The organism is Mesorhizobium sp. WSM4833 (genome assembly GCF_055811095.1).
Genome location: NZ_JBVVQG010000005.1, coordinates 42,937 through 60,499, shown reverse-complemented (window position 1 = coordinate 60,499; position 17,563 = coordinate 42,937). Strand labels below are relative to the sequence as shown.

14 protein-coding genes are annotated in these 17,563 nt (G+C 62.8%); 8 read left to right on the top strand and 6 right to left on the bottom strand.

The window, feature by feature from the left end:
* Nucleotides 1-7: 7 nt before the first annotated feature.
* On the bottom strand, nt 8-1,426 hold the full coding sequence (gene puuE, locus AC0L2D_RS11000; RefSeq protein ID WP_473541043.1) for an allantoinase PuuE: 1,419 nt from the start codon (nt 1,424-1,426) through the stop codon (nt 8-10).
* Between the two features lie 203 nt (nt 1,427-1,629).
* Here puuE and uraH point away from each other — a divergent pair, with 203 nt between their 5' ends.
* The 4 genes from uraH (at nt 1,630) to xdhC (ending at nt 6,799) form a co-directional block, all read left to right on the top strand.
* Nucleotides 1,630-2,004, top strand: a complete 375-nt coding sequence (gene uraH / locus AC0L2D_RS10995; protein ID WP_013528242.1) for a hydroxyisourate hydrolase — start codon at nt 1,630-1,632, stop codon at nt 2,002-2,004.
* A gap of 3 nt (nt 2,005-2,007) precedes the next feature.
* Nucleotides 2,008-3,489, top strand: coding sequence for a xanthine dehydrogenase small subunit (gene xdhA / locus AC0L2D_RS10990; protein ID WP_473541042.1), 1,482 nt, complete (start codon nt 2,008-2,010; stop codon nt 3,487-3,489).
* Nucleotides 3,489-5,843, top strand: a complete 2,355-nt coding sequence (xdhB, locus tag AC0L2D_RS10985) for a xanthine dehydrogenase molybdopterin binding subunit (protein WP_473541232.1) — start codon at nt 3,489-3,491, stop codon at nt 5,841-5,843. The genes xdhA and xdhB overlap by 1 nt, the downstream gene beginning before the upstream one ends.
* Before the next feature lie 74 nt (nt 5,844-5,917).
* Nucleotides 5,918-6,799, top strand: coding sequence for a xanthine dehydrogenase accessory protein XdhC (gene xdhC, locus AC0L2D_RS10980; RefSeq protein WP_127370839.1), 882 nt, complete (start codon nt 5,918-5,920; stop codon nt 6,797-6,799).
* A gap of 12 nt (nt 6,800-6,811) precedes the next feature.
* Here xdhC and AC0L2D_RS10975 read toward each other — a convergent pair whose 3' ends face one another.
* The 3 genes from AC0L2D_RS10975 to AC0L2D_RS10965 form a co-directional block, all read right to left on the bottom strand.
* On the bottom strand, nt 6,812-8,062 hold the full coding sequence (locus AC0L2D_RS10975; RefSeq protein WP_473541041.1) for an LLM class flavin-dependent oxidoreductase: 1,251 nt from the start codon (nt 8,060-8,062) through the stop codon (nt 6,812-6,814).
* Complete coding sequence (locus AC0L2D_RS10970) at nt 8,059-9,066, bottom strand: LLM class flavin-dependent oxidoreductase (protein ID WP_337123090.1); 1,008 nt, start codon at nt 9,064-9,066, stop codon at nt 8,059-8,061. Before AC0L2D_RS10970 ends, AC0L2D_RS10975 begins: the two co-directional genes overlap by 4 nt.
* Before the next feature lie 124 nt (nt 9,067-9,190).
* Nucleotides 9,191-10,111, bottom strand: coding sequence for a LysR family transcriptional regulator (locus AC0L2D_RS10965; RefSeq protein WP_024501932.1), 921 nt, complete (start codon nt 10,109-10,111; stop codon nt 9,191-9,193).
* Nucleotides 10,112-10,242: 131 nt separating this feature from the next.
* On the opposite strand from AC0L2D_RS10965, the gene AC0L2D_RS10960 reads away from it, so the two are divergent.
* The 4 genes from AC0L2D_RS10960 to AC0L2D_RS10945 all read left to right on the top strand — a co-directional run bounded on the left by AC0L2D_RS10960 (nt 10,243) and on the right by AC0L2D_RS10945 (nt 14,737).
* Entirely contained in the window at nt 10,243-11,460 is a 1,218-nt protein-coding gene (locus AC0L2D_RS10960; RefSeq protein WP_027163804.1) for a urate hydroxylase PuuD, read from the top strand.
* A gap of 1 nt (nt 11,461) precedes the next feature.
* Nucleotides 11,462-12,778, top strand: coding sequence for a guanine deaminase (gene guaD, locus AC0L2D_RS10955; protein ID WP_473541039.1), 1,317 nt, complete (start codon nt 11,462-11,464; stop codon nt 12,776-12,778).
* Nucleotides 12,779-12,971: 193 nt separating this feature from the next.
* On the top strand, nt 12,972-13,475 hold the full coding sequence (locus AC0L2D_RS10950) for a heme-degrading domain-containing protein (protein WP_337123087.1): 504 nt from the start codon (nt 12,972-12,974) through the stop codon (nt 13,473-13,475).
* Nucleotides 13,472-14,737 carry a glycerate kinase type-2 family protein gene (locus tag AC0L2D_RS10945; protein ID WP_473541038.1) on the top strand — a complete coding sequence of 422 codons (1,266 nt, stop codon included), beginning with the start codon at nt 13,472-13,474 and terminating at the stop codon, nt 14,735-14,737. Before AC0L2D_RS10950 ends, AC0L2D_RS10945 begins: the two co-directional genes overlap by 4 nt.
* Before the next feature lie 62 nt (nt 14,738-14,799).
* On the opposite strand, the gene AC0L2D_RS10940 is transcribed toward AC0L2D_RS10945, so the two are convergent.
* Together AC0L2D_RS10940 and AC0L2D_RS10935 are read right to left on the bottom strand one after the other, a co-directional pair.
* Nucleotides 14,800-16,257, bottom strand: coding sequence for a UdgX family uracil-DNA binding protein (locus AC0L2D_RS10940; protein WP_473541037.1), 1,458 nt, complete (start codon nt 16,255-16,257; stop codon nt 14,800-14,802).
* A gap of 2 nt (nt 16,258-16,259) precedes the next feature.
* The gene (locus tag AC0L2D_RS10935) at nt 16,260-17,495 is read right to left on the bottom strand and encodes a putative DNA modification/repair radical SAM protein (protein ID WP_473541035.1); all 1,236 of its coding nucleotides are present in this window, start codon (nt 17,493-17,495) and stop codon (nt 16,260-16,262) included.
* Nucleotides 17,496-17,563 lie beyond the last annotated feature (68 nt).

The window sequence follows — 17,563 nt, the reverse complement described above, 5'->3', positions numbered from 1 at the left end:
TTCAAACCTATTGCGGAAGCATGTCCTTGAGGCGGAGCAGCGCGATGCGCTCGACCTGTTTGCAGGCGGTCTCGAATTCGACGCCGCGGCTGTTGCCGATGCGCGCCTCGAACTCCGCCAGGATTTCCTCCTTCGTCTTGCCCTTCACCGCGATGATGAAAGGGAAGCCGAAGGTGGTGACGTAGGCGGCGTTGAGCTTGGAAAACAGTTCGCGCTCCTTGTCGGTCAGCGCGTCGAGGCCGGCCGAGGCCTGTTCCCTGGTCGATTCCGCCGTCAGCCGTTTGGCCTTGGCCAGCTTGCCGGCAAGGTCGGGATGGGCGTTGAGCACCGAAAGCCGTTCGGTTTCGCTGGCGGAGCGGAAGATACGGCAAAGCGCATTGTGCAGGCCGCCCGAAGTGTCATGCGCCGGGCCTAGTTCCAGTTCGTAGGCGCGTTCGGCGATCCAGGGCGAATGCTCGAACACGCCGCCGAAAGTGTGGACGAAGGTCTCGAATTCCATCTTCGATGGACGGAGTGCCGCCGGTTGATAAGGATTGACCTCTTGCCAGTGCTTGGCGATGTCGATGCGCCTCGCCAGCCAGACCTTGTCGTGCGACTTCACATAGTCGACGAAGCGCTTCAGCGCCGCCACCCGGCCCGGCCGCCCGACGAGGCGGCAGTGCAGGCCGATGTTCATCATGCGTGGCCGGCCGGCCTTGCCCTCGGCATAGAGCGTATCGAAGCTGTCCTTCAAATAGGCAAAGAACTGGTCGCCCGAGTTAAAACCTTGCGGCGTGGCGAACCGCATGTCGTTGGCGTCGAGCGTATAGGGGATGATGAGCTGCGCGCCGCCCTCATGCTCGAACCAGTACGGCAGCTCGTCGTCATAGGTGTCCGACACATAGTCGAAGCCGCCTTCTTCCGCCACAATCCGCACCGTGTTGATCGATGTGCGACCCGTATACCAGCCGGTCGGGCGCGCGCCGGTCACTTCGTAGTGCAGCTTGATCGCCGCCTTGAGGTCGCGGCGCTCATCCTCGGCGCTGTGGTCGCGGTAGTCGATCCATCTTAAGCCGTGCGAAGCGATCTCCCAGCCGGCGTCCTGCATGGCCGCTACCTGATCCGGCGAACGGGCGAGCGCTGTGGCGACGCCGTAGCAGGTGATCGGCACTTGCGACTCGGTGAACAGCCGGAGCAGCCGCCAGAAGCCGGCGCGGGCTCCGTATTCGTAGATGGATTCCATGTTCCAGTGGCGTTGACCCACCCAGGGTGCCGCGCCGACGATTTCCGACAGGAAGGCTTCGGACGCCTTGTCGCCATGCAACACGCAGTTTTCGCCACCTTCCTCGTAATTGACGACGAACTGCACGGCGACATGTGCACCGCCAGGCCATTTCGGGTCCGGCGGATTGGCTCCGTAGCCACGCATGTCTCTGCTGTAACGCATCGTCCCTCCCGCCGGGCACGGCCCGAAGTATGATCAGAATATCGAAAGGGTGCTTCTCGCATTCCCCCGAAAATTTTTGAAAGTGTTTTTGTCGCACTCCGCTCGACCGGGACTTATGCATCGCCTTTAATTGGCGCACAATTCACTGTTGATACTTGACCGTACCGGGCCAATTCGCTCGTACCGGAAATGGGAGGCGGCCAATGGCAGAAACGTCGAAAGCCGACGGCGGGCGTCTGACGACCCATGTCCTCGACACGGCGACCGGCAAGCCGGCGGCGGGACTGTCGATCGCGCTCTATCATCTCGAGGGCAAGGCGCGGACACATCTGAAGACCGTTCTCACCAATGCCGACGGCCGTTGCGACAAGCCGCTGCTCGCCGGCGCGGAATTCCGCACCGGCGAATACGAACTGGTCTTCGCCGCCGGCGACTATTTGCGCCAGCAGGGGTTGAGCCTGCCGAAACCGGCCTTTCTCGATGTGATACCGATCCGCTTCGGCATGGCCGAGCCTGTGCATTATCATGTGCCACTGCTGGTCTCGCCCTACGGTTACTCGACCTACAGGGGGAGCTGAGGTATGACCAAAATTAGCATCCGCAACGAAATCCGCTTCATTCTCAATGGCAGGGATGTGGCGCTTTCGTCGGTGGCACCCGACGCGACCTTGCTCGACTGGCTGCGGCTCGACCGTTCGCTGCGCGGCACCAAGGAAGGGTGTGCCGAGGGAGACTGCGGTGCCTGCACCGTGCTGGTCGGCAAGCTGTCGGAGGGCGGCTTGGTCTATGAAAGCGTCAATGCCTGCATCCGCTTCCTCGGCTCGCTCGACGGCACCCATGTCGTGACGGTCGAGCATCTGCGCGGTTCACCCGGCCAGTTGCATCCGGTGCAGCAGGCGATGGTCGATTTCCACGGCTCGCAATGCGGCTTCTGCACGCCCGGCTTCGTCATGTCGCTCTATGGCTTGTGGATGAAGTCGCCTGATCCCTCGAACGCGGATGTCGAAAAGGCTTTGCAAGGCAATCTCTGCCGCTGCACCGGCTACGAGGCGATCATGCGCGCCGCGCAGGCCATCTCCAGCTACGGCAAGGCGGCAAAGGACCCGCTGGCCACGGAACGCAAGGCGATCACCGCGAGGCTCGAGGCCATGCGTGACGGCGCCCGGGTCGAGATCGGAACCGGCAAGGCGCGGCTGGTCGTGCCGGCCGATGTCGACGATTTCGCCGCCGTGCTGGACAAGGAACCCGGCGCTACCATCGTGGCCGGCTCGACCGATGTCGGCCTGTGGGTGACCAAGCACATGCGCGATATTTCACCGGCCATTTTCATCGGCGATCTCGACGGGCTTTGCACCATCTCGGAAGACAAGGGCGTCATTTCGATCGGCGCCGGCGTCACCTACACTGACGCCTTCGCGACATTGGCGAAGCGCATCCCGGCGTTGGGGCCATTGTTCGATCGCATCGGCGGCGAACAGGTGCGCAACATGGGCACCATCGGCGGCAACATCGCCAACGGCTCGCCGATCGGAGATACGCCACCGCCATTGATCGCGCTTGGCGCAAGTCTCACCTTGCGCAAGGGCAAGAAGCAGCGGACGATCCCGTTGGAAACCTTCTTCATCGCCTACGGCAAACAGGATCGGCAGCCGGGTGAATTCGTCGAGGCCGTGCATGTGCCGGTGCCGGCCAAGGAAACGAAGTTTGCCGTCTACAAGATCACCAAGCGTCGCGACGAGGACATTACCGCGGCCCTTGGCGCGTTTTTCCTGAATCTGGCCAAGGACGGCACGGTGGCGGAGGTGCGCATCGCCTATGGCGGCATGGCGGCGACGCCGAAGCGGGCGTCTTCCGTCGAAAAAGCGCTGTTCGGCAAGCCATGGACCGAACAGACGGTTGAAGCGGCGATGGCCGAATATGCCAGGGATTTCACCCCGCTGACCGACATGCGGGCCTCGGCCGAATATCGCGCCCTGGCAGCGAAAAACCTGCTGCTGCGCTTTTTTGCCGAGAGCAGCGGCACCAGAGAGCCGGTCCAGGTTTCAAGGCACGAGGCGGCATGATGAACAAGCACGCTGCCCCCAACCTCAAGGCTGAAAAGATCGCTGGCGGCGTCGCCACCGATCAGCGCCACGATTCCGCGCACAAACATGTCAGCGGCACCGCCGTCTACATCGACGACATGCCGGAACCATCAGGCACGCTGCATGGCTGCCTAGGGCTTTCCAGTGCCACGCATGCCACGATTACCAGCATGGATCTCTCGGCGGTACGCACGGCGCCCGGCGTTGTCGACGTGCTGACGGCCAGTGACGTGCCGGGCGAAAACGACATTTCGCCGACCGGCCGCCACGACGAGCCGGTGCTTGCCGACGGCAAGGTGCAATTCTACGGCCAGCCTATCTTCTGCGTTATTGCGCAAACTCGCGAGCAGGCGCGCCGCGCCACAAGATTGGCAAAGGTCGAATACAAGGAATTGCCTTTCGTCACCGACATCGGCGCGCTCGATCCGAAGAAGGACAAGCTCGTCACGCCGCCTCTCACCCTGAAGCGCGGCGATGCCGCTACGGCGATCCGTCAGGCGCCGCGCCGGCTAAAGGGAAAAATGCGCATTGGCGGCCAGGAACACTTCTACCTCGAAGGCCATATCGCCATGGCCGTTCCTGGCGAGGATCAGGACGTCACCATCTATTCCTCGACCCAGCATCCAAGCGAAGTCCAGCACATGGTCAGCCATGCGCTCGGCGTGCCGAGCAATGCCGTCACGGTGGAAATCCGCCGCATGGGAGGCGGCTTCGGCGGCAAGGAAACGCAGGGAAATCAGTTTGCCGCATTGGCCGCGATCGCCGCGAAGAAACACCATCGCGCCGTGAAGATCCGGCCCGACCGCGACGACGACATGATCGCCACCGGCAAGCGTCATGATTTCCTCGTCGATTATGAGGTCGGCTTCGATGACGAGGGCAACATCCTCGGCGTCGATTTCATTTTCGCGGCGCGCTGCGGTTTTTCGTCGGACCTTTCCGGCCCGGTAACCGATCGCGCGCTGTTCCACTGCGACAACACTTATTTCTGGCCGGCGGTGCATGCGCAGTCGGCGCCGCTCTACACCAACACCGTGTCGAACACCGCCTTTCGGGGGTTCGGCGGCCCGCAAGGCATGGTCGGCGCCGAGCGCGTCATCGACGAGGTGGCCTTTGCAGTTGGCAAGGATCCGCTCGAAATCCGCAAGAAGAATTTCTACGGCACCAGTAGCGAGGAGGGCCGCAACATCACGCCCTACCACCAGACGGTCGAGGATAACATCATCCAGCGCATCGTCGCCGAGCTGGAGCAAAGCGCGAGCTATGCGCGGCGGCGGCGTGAAATATCGGCCTTCAATGCCAACAGCCGTTTCATCAAGCGGGGCCTCGCTCTGACGCCGGTCAAATTCGGCATCTCGTTCACCGCCACGCATTACAATCAAGCCGGCGCGCTGGTGCATGTCTACACCGACGGTTCGGTGCATCTGAACCATGGCGGAACCGAGATGGGGCAGGGCCTCTACGTCAAGGTGGCGCAGGTGGTGGCGGAAGAGTTCCAGATCGATCTCGACCAGGTGAAGATCACCGCGACAACGACCGGCAAGGTGCCGAACACTTCGGCTACGGCAGCGTCGTCCGGCTCCGACCTCAACGGCATGGCGGCGCAGAATGGCGCGCGCCAGATCAAGGATCGGCTGACCGATTTCGCCGCCGAAAAATATCAGGTGCCGCGTGATCAGGTGCTGTTCCTGCCCAACCGTGTGCGTATCGGCAACCAGGAAATCGCCTTCGCCGACCTCGTCAAGCAGGCCTATATGGCCCGCATCCAGCTGTCGGCGGCTGGTTTCTACAAGACGCCGAAAATCCACTGGAACCGCGACAAGGGCGAGGGCCGCCCCTTCTATTATTTCGCCTATGGCGCCTCGTGCTCGGAAGTCTCGGTCGACACGCTGACCGGCGAATACATGGTCGAGCGTACCGATATTCTCCATGACTGTGGCCGCTCGCTGAACCGGGCGATCGATATCGGCCAGATCGAAGGCGGCTTCATCCAGGGCATGGGCTGGCTGACGACGGAAGAACTGTGGTGGGACGCCAAGGGCCGGCTGCGCACGCATGCACCGTCGACCTACAAGATCCCGCTCGCCTCCGACCGGCCGAAGATCTTCAACGTCACCTTGGCCGACTGGCCGGAAGCCGGCGAGCCGACCATCCACCGCTCCAAGGCGGTCGGCGAGCCGCCGTTCCCGCTCGGCATGTCGGTGCTGCATGCGCTATCGGACGCGGTGGCCAGTGTCGCCGACAACAGGATCTGCCCGCGCCTCGATGCTCCGGCGACCCCGGAGCGGGTTCTGATGGTGATCGAGCGGCTGAAGAAGGAGGCCGGCGCCTGAATCCGGCCCCAGGGTCGGCAATGCGTGCAATCCGGGCCGAAAAAACCTATATTTCCCATTCGGGAACGTGAACCATGAACTCGAAAGTGCAAAGCCTGAAAGCCTTTCTCGCCAGCGCCGGTCGGGTTGCCCTGGTCGAAGTGGCCGGAACAAAAGGCTCGACGCCACGCGAGAAGGGCGCCTTCATGCTCGTCTCGCAGACGGCGATCTTTGGCACCATCGGCGGCGGTCAGCTCGAATATATGGCAATCGACAAGGCCAGGCAGATGTTGGGCAAAGAAGTCCGCATCGAGGTTGACGAAGTCTGCGCTATCCTAGACGTCCCGCTGGGTCCCGAGATCGGCCAATGCTGCGGCGGGCGCGTCGAAGTCTTGATCCGGCTCGTCGATGCTGCGCTTGCCGGCGACCTGGTTGCGGCCGCGGAAGCCGAGGAGGCGCACCTGCCGTACGTCTACATCTTCGGTGGCGGCCATGTCGGCCAGGCGCTGGCATCGGCGATCGCACTTCTTCCCGTGCACGGCATCGTCATCGAGACGCGGGCCGAAGCACTGGAAGGCATGCCCGAAACCATCGAGACACGGCTGACAGCTATGCCGGAAGCGATGGTGCGGAATGCCCCCGCCGGCGCCGCCTTCGCCATCCTTACCCACGATCATGCGCTGGATTTCCTGATCGTCGCGGAAGCGCTGAAACGCGGTGACACCGCCTATGTCGGCATGATCGGCTCGAAGACCAAGAAAGCGACGTTTAGGACTTGGTTCCTGAAATCGGCGGACGGCAGCCAAGCCGAGTTTGCCCGCCTCGTCTCGCCAATTGGCGGCGACACCGTCAAGGACAAGCGCCCTCAGGTCATCGCGGCGCTGGCTGCGGCCGAGATCATGACGGCGCTGGTCAATCACAACGCAGCCTTTAATGCCGACCATCAAATTCCGCATGGCAGGGTGATGGCAGGCTAAGCTGCGCCGCAGCTAAACCGGCCGTTTCAAACCCAGATGGTCGCGCAGCGTGCGGCCCTGGTATTCCGTCCGGAACAGTCCGCGCCGCTGCAACTCCGGCACGACGAGCGTGGCAAAGGCATCGAGTTCCCCGGGGAAATATGAGGGCATGACGTTGAAACCGTCGGCCGCGCCACCCTCGAACCGCGTCTGCAGTTCGTCGGCGACTTGGGCCGCTGTGCCGACGATGCGCCAATGGCCCCGCGCGCCGGCAAAATGCCGGGCGAGCTGGCGGATGGAGAGGCCGTCGCGGCGCGATTGCTCGATCACCAGCGCTTGCCTGCTCTTCATCCCCTCGCTCTCCGGCAGTTCCGGCAGTGGCCCATCGATCGGATAGCGCCACAGATCGGAGATGCTGAGATAGCTGGACAGCAGCGCCACGCCGACATCGTCGGGGATCAGCTCCTGCAATTCCTCGTATTTTTCACGGGCCTCCGCTTCGGTCTCCGCCACCACCGGTGCGACGCCCGGCATGATCTTGATGTCGTCCGGCTCGCGCCCGTAGGCCGGCAGACGTCCTTTGAGATCGTCATAGAAGGCCTTGGCTTCCTCGAAGGTCTGCGCCGCCGTGAACACCACATCGGCGGTGCGGGCGGCAAGGTCGCGGCCGACATCCGAGGCGCCGGCCTGAACCATCACCGGCGCGCCCTGCGGCGAGCGCGGCAGGTCGAGCGGATCGCGAACCGAAAAGCTCTGGCCGTTATGGCCGGAAGCCTTGCCGTGCCACAGGCCGGTCACCACCTCAGCGAACTCGCGCGCCCGTTCGTAGCGGTCGGCATGGGGCTTGAGGCCCGTCGCGCCGAAATTGGCTGCTTCGATGGGGCTGGCCGAGGTGACCAGATTCCAGCCGGCCCGGCCGCCGCTCAGATGGTCGATCGACAGGAAGGTTCGTGCCAGCCCATAGGGCTCGTTGTAGCTTGTCGACGCTGTCGAGACGAGGCCGATGCGGCTGGTCTGGACGGCGAGCGCCGAGAGCAGGCTGATCGGCTCGAAACCGATCGAGCGCGACGTCTGGCTGGCAATGCCGATATTGGCTTCACGCAGGCCGGCGGCGTCCTCGCAGAACACCATGTCGAACTTCGCCGCCTCCGCCGTGCGCGCCAGCTGGATGTAATGATCGATGTCTATGCCGGCGGTGACGTGCGCCTTGGGGTGGCGCCAGGCGGCGATGTGATGACCTGTCGCCCACAGAAAGGCGCCGAGCTTCATCTGGCGAGCGGTCATCGGTCACCTCCGCCGGCAAGCCCGAGATGCGAGCGCAACATCGTGCCGCGATAGTTCTCTCGAAACAAGCCACGCCGCCGCAGCGCCGGCAAGACCAGATCGACGAAATCGTCGAGCGCAGAAAGCTGTGCCGGCATCAGGATGTTGAACCCGTCGCAGCCTCTCGCCCGGAATTCCTTTTCCAGCCTCTCGGCGACGGCAGCCGGCTTACTATCGGCGATAAGCGCGACGTTCGTCAGCACTTTCACAGCATCCGGATCGCGTCCGCACGCCGTGACACGGCGCCTGATATCGTCATAGCGTTCGGTCGCGCCCTCCACCAGTCCGCCGTCCAGCAGGATGACATCGGCGGTGCGAGTGGCAATATCGAAGTCGGATTCCTGCAGGCCCGACAAGACGAGCACTGGCGTATCCTGCGGCGACCGGGCGACGTTCAGCGGTCCGCGCACGGAAAAGAATTCGCCCTTGTGCTCCAGCAGGTGCATCTTTTCGGGGTCGTGGAAGCGGCCGCCGCGCTGGTCGAACAGCAGCGCGTCCGCATCCCAGCCCTGCCACAGACCTTGCACGATGCCGATATATTCCTCACTGCGACGGCGGAAATCGTTAGGCGAAAATCCTTCGGGCCGGCTGAAATTGGCTGCTTCCCGTGGCGCTTGCGTCATGGTTGCGTTCCAGCCACTGCGGCCGTGGCTGATAACGTCGAGCGAAGCGAAACGGCGTGCCAGATTGTAGGGTTGGTGGGCAATTGTCGAGGCAGCGGCAACCAAGCCGATCCTGCTTGTGACAGTCGCCAGAGCGGCCAGCAAGGTCGTCGCTTCGAAGGGCATCCGTTTGTTCGCGGCTTCGCTTTCGGACGCTGGCGCGGCATCGGCAAGCAGCACCATGTCCAGCCCGGCTGCTTCAGCCTTTTGCACGAAACCAGCCAGGCGGCTGAATTCCAACCCAGTCTCGAGTGATGGATCGGCGAGCGAAACGGCAAGATGCATTGTGGCGCCGTTGTCCATCGAGGGTTCCCTATGAGATGAAATGCCACCCGAACTATGTTCGCCACATCCTGGGATGGCAACCGCCGGCGCTGGGCCAAACCGCCGCTCACCTACCGGCCAGTCCCTATTTGCCGGCCAGCCTTTACTTGCCAGCAAGAAGATCGTTGATCAGCCGCTGGCAGCGCTCGGCCATGAAGTCGAGCAGCAGCCGCACTTTTGGGTCCTGCAGCTTCTTGTGCGGATAGACGGCGGCGAACTGCACCGGTGTCGGTGGCGTGCTGGGCAGGATCACCTTCAGCCGCCGGTCGCGGATGAATGGCTCGACCTCGAAGCGCGGCTTGTTGATGATGCCGCGGCCTGAAAGCGCCCAGCCGGTGAGCACGTCGCCATCGTCGGTGTCGTAGGGCCCGTGTACCTCGAATTTCTGCGGGCCGGTGGGGGTCTGCAGCGTCCACACATATTCGCGCGCGCCCGAATAACGCAGCATCAGGCAGTCGTGCTTCTTGCCGATCAGTTCCTGCGGCTCAATCGGTTCGCCGCGCGCTTCGAGATATTTCGGCGCCGCCACCAGCACGCGCTCGCATTCCATGATGCCGCGCATCCTGAGGCTGGAATCCTCGATGATGCCGAGCCGGAAGGCGACGTCGATGCCTTCCTTCATGATGTCGACATTGTGGTCCGAGAGCCTGAGCCGCACCTCGATATCAGGGTATTTGTCGTGGAAATCGGGGATGCCCGAAGCGACCAGCCGGCGGCCGAGGCCGAGCGGTGCCGTGACGCGGATGGTGCCGCGCGGCTGGCCGGAAAGGGCAGAGACCGCCGCTTCCGCCTCGGTGATTGCCTCCAGCACCTGCTTGGCGCCCCCGTAAAAAACCGTGCCATGCTCGGTCGGCATCAATTGCCGTGTGGTGCGGTTGAACAGCCGCACGCCAAGGTGCTTCTCCAGTTCCTTGATGCGGTTGGAAGCGACCGCCGGCGAAATGCGCATGTCGCGCCCGGCCGCCGACAGATTGCCGAGTTCAACGACGCGAACGAAGACGGCGATGTTGTCGAGATAGGCCATGCGGAGCACCTTCGCCGGTTTGCAGGATCAACCTAGTATTTTCCATTTTTTTTTGAAAGTCCTCGTGCGCCTCGCCTCTTTCCGTTTGCGCTCCAGCCCGTAAAGTCACCCAATCGGCAGGGACGATTTCAATGATGGATTTCGCGATTTTCTGGGATTGGCTGAGTTTTGCCGTGCGCTGGCTGCATGTCGTCACCGGCATCGCCTGGATCGGCTCGTCGTTCTATTTCGTCGCGCTTGATCTCGGCCTGCGCCAGCGTCCCGGCATGCCCGTCGGCGCCTTCGGCGAGGAATGGCAGGTGCATGGCGGCGGCTTTTATCACATCCAGAAATATCTGGTGGCGCCGGCCGAAATGCCGGAACACTTGACCTGGTTCAAATGGGAATCCTACGCCACCTGGCTGTCCGGCTTCGCCATGCTGTGCGTCGTCTATTATGCCGGGGCCGATCTGTTCCTGATCGATCCGAACGTGCTGCCGATGTCGGTGCCGGTCGGTATCCTGCTGTCGCTGGCAACGATCGGCGTCGGCTGGGTGGTCTACGATCTGCTGTGCCGCTCGCCGCTGGGCAAAAGCGACACCGGCCTGATGCTGGTGCTCTATTGCGTGCTGGTGTTCATCGCCTGGGGACTGACCCACCTATTCACCGGCCGTGCCGCCTTCCTGCATCTGGGCGCCATCACCGCCACGATCATGTCGGCCAATGTCTTCATGGTCATCATCCCCAACCAGAAGATCGTCGTCGCCGACCTCATAGCCGGCCGCAAGCCCGACCCGAAATACGGCAAGATCGCCAAGCAGCGCTCGCTCCATAACAATTACCTGACGCTGCCGGTCCTGTTCCTGATGCTGTCGAACCACTATCCGCTGGCGTTCGGCACTGAGTTCAACTGGGTCATCGCCTCGCTGGTGTTCATCATCGGCGTGCTGATCCGGCACTATTTCAACTCGGTCCATGCGCGCAAGGGCAATCCGACCTGGACCTGGATGGCGGCACTCGTCCTGTTCATCGTCATCATTTGGCTGTCGACCGCGCCGAAGGTGCTGACCGGCGAACCCAAGGAATCCGCGTCGGCGCAAATCTATGTCGCTTCAGCGCATTTCCCGGCGGTGCGCGACACCGTGCTCGGCCGCTGTTCAATGTGCCACGCGGCGGAGCCGGTCTATGAGGGCATCTATCATGCGCCCAAGGGCGTGATGCTCGACACCGATGCGGATATCGCCAACCACGCCCGCGAAATCTATCTGCAGGCCGGCCGCAGCCACGCCATGCCGCCCGCCAACGTCTCTCAGATCACCGACAAGGAACGGGCGCTGCTGGTGGCCTGGTTCGAAGGCGCAGGGAAATAGCATGAATTCGACACTTCTGCGCGGCCGCACGCTGTCCTTTGTGCGCTGGCCGCAAACTCTCGAAGACCATTCCGCCTGGCGCTACGAGGAGGATGGCGGACTGCTGATCCGTGACGGCAGGATCGTCGCCGCGGGTAGTTATGCCGATGTTGAAAAGCAAGCCGACGAAACGGTGAAAAGGATTGACCACCGGCCGCATCTGCTGCTGCCCGGCTTCATAGATGCCCATGCGCATTTTCCGCAGATGCAGATCATCGCCTCCTACGGCGCCGAACTGCTCGACTGGCTCAACACCTACACTTTTCCGGAAGAAACGAAGTTCGCCAACGCCCAGCACGGCCGCCGCATCGCGCGGCTGTTCCTCGACGAAATGGTGCGCCACGGCACCACGACGGTCGCCGCCTACTGCTCGGTGCACAAGGCCTCGGCCGAAGCCTTCTTCGCAGAATCGCATGACCGCAACATGCTCAACATCGCCGGCAAGGTGATGATGGATCGCAATGCGCCCGACGGCGTGCTCGACACCCCGCAATCCGGCTATGACGACACAAAGGCGCTGATCAAGGAGTGGCACGGCAAGGGCCGCCAGCACTACGCCATCACGCCGCGCTTCGCCATCACCTCGTCGCCGGAGCAGATGGAGATGGCGGGCGTGTTGTGCCGCGAACATCCCGGCCTGCACATGCAGACGCATCTGTCGGAAAACCACGCCGAGATCGCTTTCACGCAGGAACTCTACCCGTGGGCGCGCGACTACACCGACGTCTACGAGCATTACGGGCTGTTAGGCAAAAAGAGCCTGTTCGGCCACTGCATCCATTTGACGGAGCGCGAAGCGGATGCGCTTTCGGACTCGGGCTCGGTGGCGGTGTTCTGCCCGACCTCGAACCTTTTCCTCGGCTCCGGCCTCTTCGATTATCAGCGCTTTCGCCGACGCGACAAGCCGATCCGCATCGCCGCCGCCACCGATGTCGGCGGCGGCACCAACTACTCCATGCTGCGCACCATGGACGAAGGCTACAAGGTGATCGCGCTGAATGGCGAAAAGCTCAACCCGTTCCAGTCCTTCTGGCAGACGACGCGCGGCAATGCCGAGGCGCTGTCGGTGGTGGAAAAGATAGGCACGCTGGACGAAGGCAGCGACGCCGACATCGTCGTGCTGGACGCCAGGGCAACGCCGGGAATGCGGCTCAGGATGGAGACGGTCGAGACGCTGGCGCAGGAACTGTTTCTCCTGCAGACGCTGGGCGACGACCGCTCCGTCCGCGAAGTTTATGTGGCGGGGCGGCCAGCCAAGGCTGACATGAGCGCGGGGTAAGACCCCCTCACCCGGATTGCCAACCGAATTGCGAAGGCAATTCGGGGCAATCCGGCCTCTCCCCGAGGGGAGAGGAGGAAGCCGAGGCCCGTGCTCGTCTCTTCTCCCCTCGGGAGAAGGTGGCCACGCCACGGAAGCTTGACCGAGCGGAGCTTGTCGTACACACGACGTGTGACGATTTCGGAGAAAGAAAATGGCCGTTGCTGACGACATCGCTCTGATCAAGAGACAGGAAGAGACCCTTGTCTTCGCGACCTTCGACGAGGCCGTCGCTTTCAAAATCGGCTCCGCCATTCGCGATCGTGCAATCGCCGAAGATCTACCCATCATAGTCGACATCAGGCTGTGGGACCGGCCGCTGTTCTACGCCGCGCTGCCGGGCTCGAACGCTTCCAATCCCGACTGGGCGCGGCGCAAGATCAATGTGGTCAAACGGTTCCTGAGAAGCACCTATCGCATGGTGTTGGAACAGCAGCGCCCCGACCGCACCTTCAAGATTGGTGAAGGGCTGGATATTGCCGACTACGTGCTGGCCGGCGGTGGCTTTCCGGTGGCCGCCAAGGGCACCGGCGTCATTGGCGTCATCGCCGTTTCCGGACTGCCGGAGCGCGAGGATCACGGCGTCGTCGTCGATGCGCTGTGCGATCATTTGGGCGTCGACAAGCGCGGCTTGGCATTGCCTCGGGAAGCCGAATGACCGTGCTCGACCCCAAATTGTTCCTCGTCTCCATCTTCAACGCCGCCGTCGCCGCCGCCGATCCGGAACGAACCATCAGGGATCATCTGCCGGCCAAGCCCAAGGGCCGTACCATCGTCATCGGCGCGGGCAAAGGCTCGGCGCAAATGGCGGCAGCCTTCGAGAAAGTGTGGGACGCCCCCATCGAAGGGCTGGTCGTCACCCGCTATGGCTATGGCGCGACCTGCGAGCGCATCGAGATCATCGAGGCGGCGCACCCGGTGCCGGACGCTGCCGGCCTTGAAGCCTCGCGCCGGCTGCTGGCGAAGGTGCAAGGGCTGACGGCGGACGATCTGGTGGTGGCGCTGATTTCCGGCGGCGGCTCGGCGCTGTTGCCGTCGCCGGCCGGCAGCTTGACGCTGCCCGACGAGATCGCCGTCAATGAGGCGCTGCTCGCCTCGGGTGCGCCGATCGCGGCGATGAACACTATCCGCAAGCAACTTTCCACCATCAAGGGCGGCAGGCTGGCGGCGGCCGCATGGCCGGCCAGGGTGGTGTCGCTGATCGTCTCCGATATTCCCGGCGATAATCCGGCAATGGTCGCCTCCGGCCCAACCGTACCGGATACAGGCAGCCGCGCCGACGCGCTGGCCTCGATATCGGCCTATGGCATGAAACTGCCGGCCTCGGTGATGGCGCATATCAATTCGCCGGCCGCCGATGCGCCAAGCCCGGATGACGAGCGCTTTTTGCGCAACGAGGTGCATCTGATCGCTTCGGCCGGGGTATCGCTGGAAGCCGCCGCTGCGGAAGCGAAACGGCAAGGCGTCGAGGCGGTTATCCTCTCCGATGCCATCGAAGGCGAAGCGCGCGAGGTTGGCGGTGTCCACGCCGCGATCGCGCGTGAAGTGGCGACGCGCAACAGGCCTTTCTCGAAGCCGGTGCTGATCCTGTCGGGCGGCGAGACAACCGTGACGCTGCGCGCAAAAGGCAAGGGCGGCCGCAATTCGGAATTCCTGCTCGCCTTCGCCATCGGCATCAATGGCGTCGACGGTATCAATGCGCTGGCCGCCGATACTGACGGCATCGACGGTTCGGAAGACAATGCCGGTGCCTTTGCCGATGCTTCGACCGTGTCGCGCATGCGCGCTGCCGGGGTGGACGCCAAGGCTATGCTTGCCGGCAACAATGCCTGGACGGCCTTCAACGCGGTTGACGATCTCTTCGTACCCGGCCCGACCGGTACGAATGTCAACGATCTCAGGGCAATTCTGATCAGATAGCCGCAGCAATTCCAGGAAAACCGTGAAGCGGTTTTCCGTCCGGAATCGCGCAAAACAGACAATCAGGCGGCCATCAGCCGCTTCACCAGCTTCATGTCCTGCAGGAACCGTTCGCGTTCAGCCTCCTTGTCCGCGGGTTCGCGGATGCGCAGGATGAAGGAGGGATGGATGGTGATGAACACGCGCAATCCGTCCTCGCGCTCGATCACTTGTCCGCGCATCTTTGTCACCGGAATCGCCTTGCCGAGCAGCGACATCGCCGCTGTCGCGCCGAGTGCCACGGCGAGGTTCGGCTTGACCAGCTCGAATTCTTGGTCGATCCACCAGCGGCAGGCCTGAATCTCACCGGAATTCGGTTTGGAGTGGATGCGGCGCTTGCCGCGCGGCTCGAACTTGAAGTGCTTGACCGCGTTGGTGACATAGACCTTTTGCCGGTCGACACCGGCATCGTCCAGGATCGCATCGAACACCTTGCCGGCCGGACCCACGAAAGGTTTGCCGGCGAGGTCCTCCTGATCCCCCGGCTGTTCGCCGACGAAGATCACCTTGGCATTGTCAGGGCCTTCACCGAAGACGGTCTGCGTCGCGTCGCGCCACAGCGGGCAGCGGCGGCAGCCTTTCGCTGCCTCGCGCAATTCCGGAATCGTGCTTGCATCATCTTCCGGTGCTTCGACGGGCTGCTTCGGCCAATGCCGTGCCTGCACCTTTGCGTGGTGCGGCGCGGGTGTTGTCGGCATCTTCGCAATCATGTCCTTGGCGGCCTTGTCCGCTCCTGCGATCATGTCTGGAATGAGCGAGGCCTCGGGAAGGTTCCGCCAATATTTCTTCGGCATCTCCTTCTGCATGGCTTTCACCTTCAATCGCGCCGGGTTGAAGATGTTCTCGAAATAGGTGCGCCAGAGCGCCTCGGTATCGTCCTGATCAGGCGCATCGCCCTTGGCCGCGCCCGGCCCGATCGCCAGCCTTTCGCCATCCCAGTCGGCAGAGGCATAAGGGGTCAGGATCGTCCAGCGCATGCCGGTGAAACGTCTGACGAAGAAATCGGCGTTGCGCTCGACGATGAAATGATCCGGCTCGAACCAGGCGACATAGCGCTCATCGGCACCGTCGCCGATTTTCCGGAAACGTACGAAGGCGTGCATCTTGTGGCTGTCGCGCCGCACCGCCTTCTCCATGGCCTCGAGCCGCCTGGTGTCGGAATCCGACGCGATTTCCAGCAGTTTAGCCTCGTCGCGCAATCGCCACAGCATTCGGTAGAGAAAGGCAAACCGGCCGGGATCGGAATGGCAGAACGCCGTTTCGGCATGCCCGAGGAAGTCGCGCGGCACGACGAGTTGCGCGCCCGCAGGCACTTCAGGCAATTGTGCCTGATCAGAGCCCGGCGCGACATGCCAGTCGACGTCCTCGGGCCTGACCTCATTCAAGGCCAGCCGCCGTGCCGCGTCACGCCAGCCCGCAAAATCCGTCTCGCTGTCGAGCCGAATTCTGTATCTGGCGAGATCGAGTTCCGCCGGCCGCATGATCAGAACAACGACAACTGTTCGCAGGAGGAGGCAATCTTTTCGCGCAGGCCGGCCTTGTCGGTCAGCGCGCCAGGTGACCAGCCTTCGGCGATGATGAAGGGCCTGAGCTTGGCGATCGACTGGCAGATCCGTCCGACATCCTCGAGCCGCATGCGCCGGTGCCGGCGCGTCTCCAAAATCTTCGCCACCACCTTGGTGCCGAGACCCGGCACCCGCAGCAGCGCTTCGCGGTCGGCGCGATTGATGTCGACGGGAAACTGCCCCCGGTTGCGCAGTGCCCAGCCCAGCTTCGGGTCGATGGCGAGATCGAGCATGCCGTCGCTGCTGCCGGCGAGGATTTCCGGTTGCGAAAAGCCGTAAAACCGCATCAGCCAGTCGGCCTGATAAAGCCGGTGCTCACGCATCAGCGGCGGCTTCTGCAGGGGCAGCGACGACGACGAATCCGGAATCGGACTGAAGGCCGAGTAATAGATCCGCCGCAGATGGTAGCTGCCATAGAGCCGGGCGCTCGTGTGCAATATGCCGTCGTCGGATGTCTTGTCGGCGCCGATGATCATCTGCGTCGACTGGCCGCCCGGCGCAAAGCGTTCGCGCTTTTTGGTCTTCAAAGTCGGCTCGGCCTTCTCCTCCATCTTCTGGCGCAGCCTGGCCATGGAAAGCCGGATTGTCTCCGGCTTCTTCTCGGGCGCCAGCCGCTTCACACCCTCGTCGGTCGGCAGTTCGACATTGATCGACAGCCGGTCGGCATAGAGACCGGCCTGCTCGACCAGTTCGGCCGAGCTTTCCGGGATGGTCTTCAAATGGATGTAACCGGAGAATTTCTCCTCCAGGCGTAGCCGGCGCGCCACCTCGACCATCTCCCCCATGGTCTCGTCCGGCGAGCGAACGACACCCGAGGACAGGAACAGGCCTTCTATGTAGTTGCGCCGGTAGAAATCCATGGTCAGCTTCACCACCTCGTCGATGCCAAAGCGGGCTCGCCGCACGTTGGAAGACGAACGGTTGATGCAGTAGCTGCAATCATAGATGCAGAAATTGGTCAGCAGGATTTTCAGCAGCGAAATGCAGCGGCCGTCCGGCGCGTAGGAATGGCAGATGCCCATGCCCTCGGTGGAGCCGATGCCGCCTGATTCCAGCGAGTCCTTTTTCGCCGCACCCGATGAGGCGCAGGACGCATCGTATTTGGCGGCATCGGAGAGGACAGCCAGTTTTTCACGGACGGTGAGTGCGCTCATCCGTTCATGATATGTTCTTATCCGCCCTTATGCCACCTCATTTGATGGAAACGGCGAAAAAGTGATCG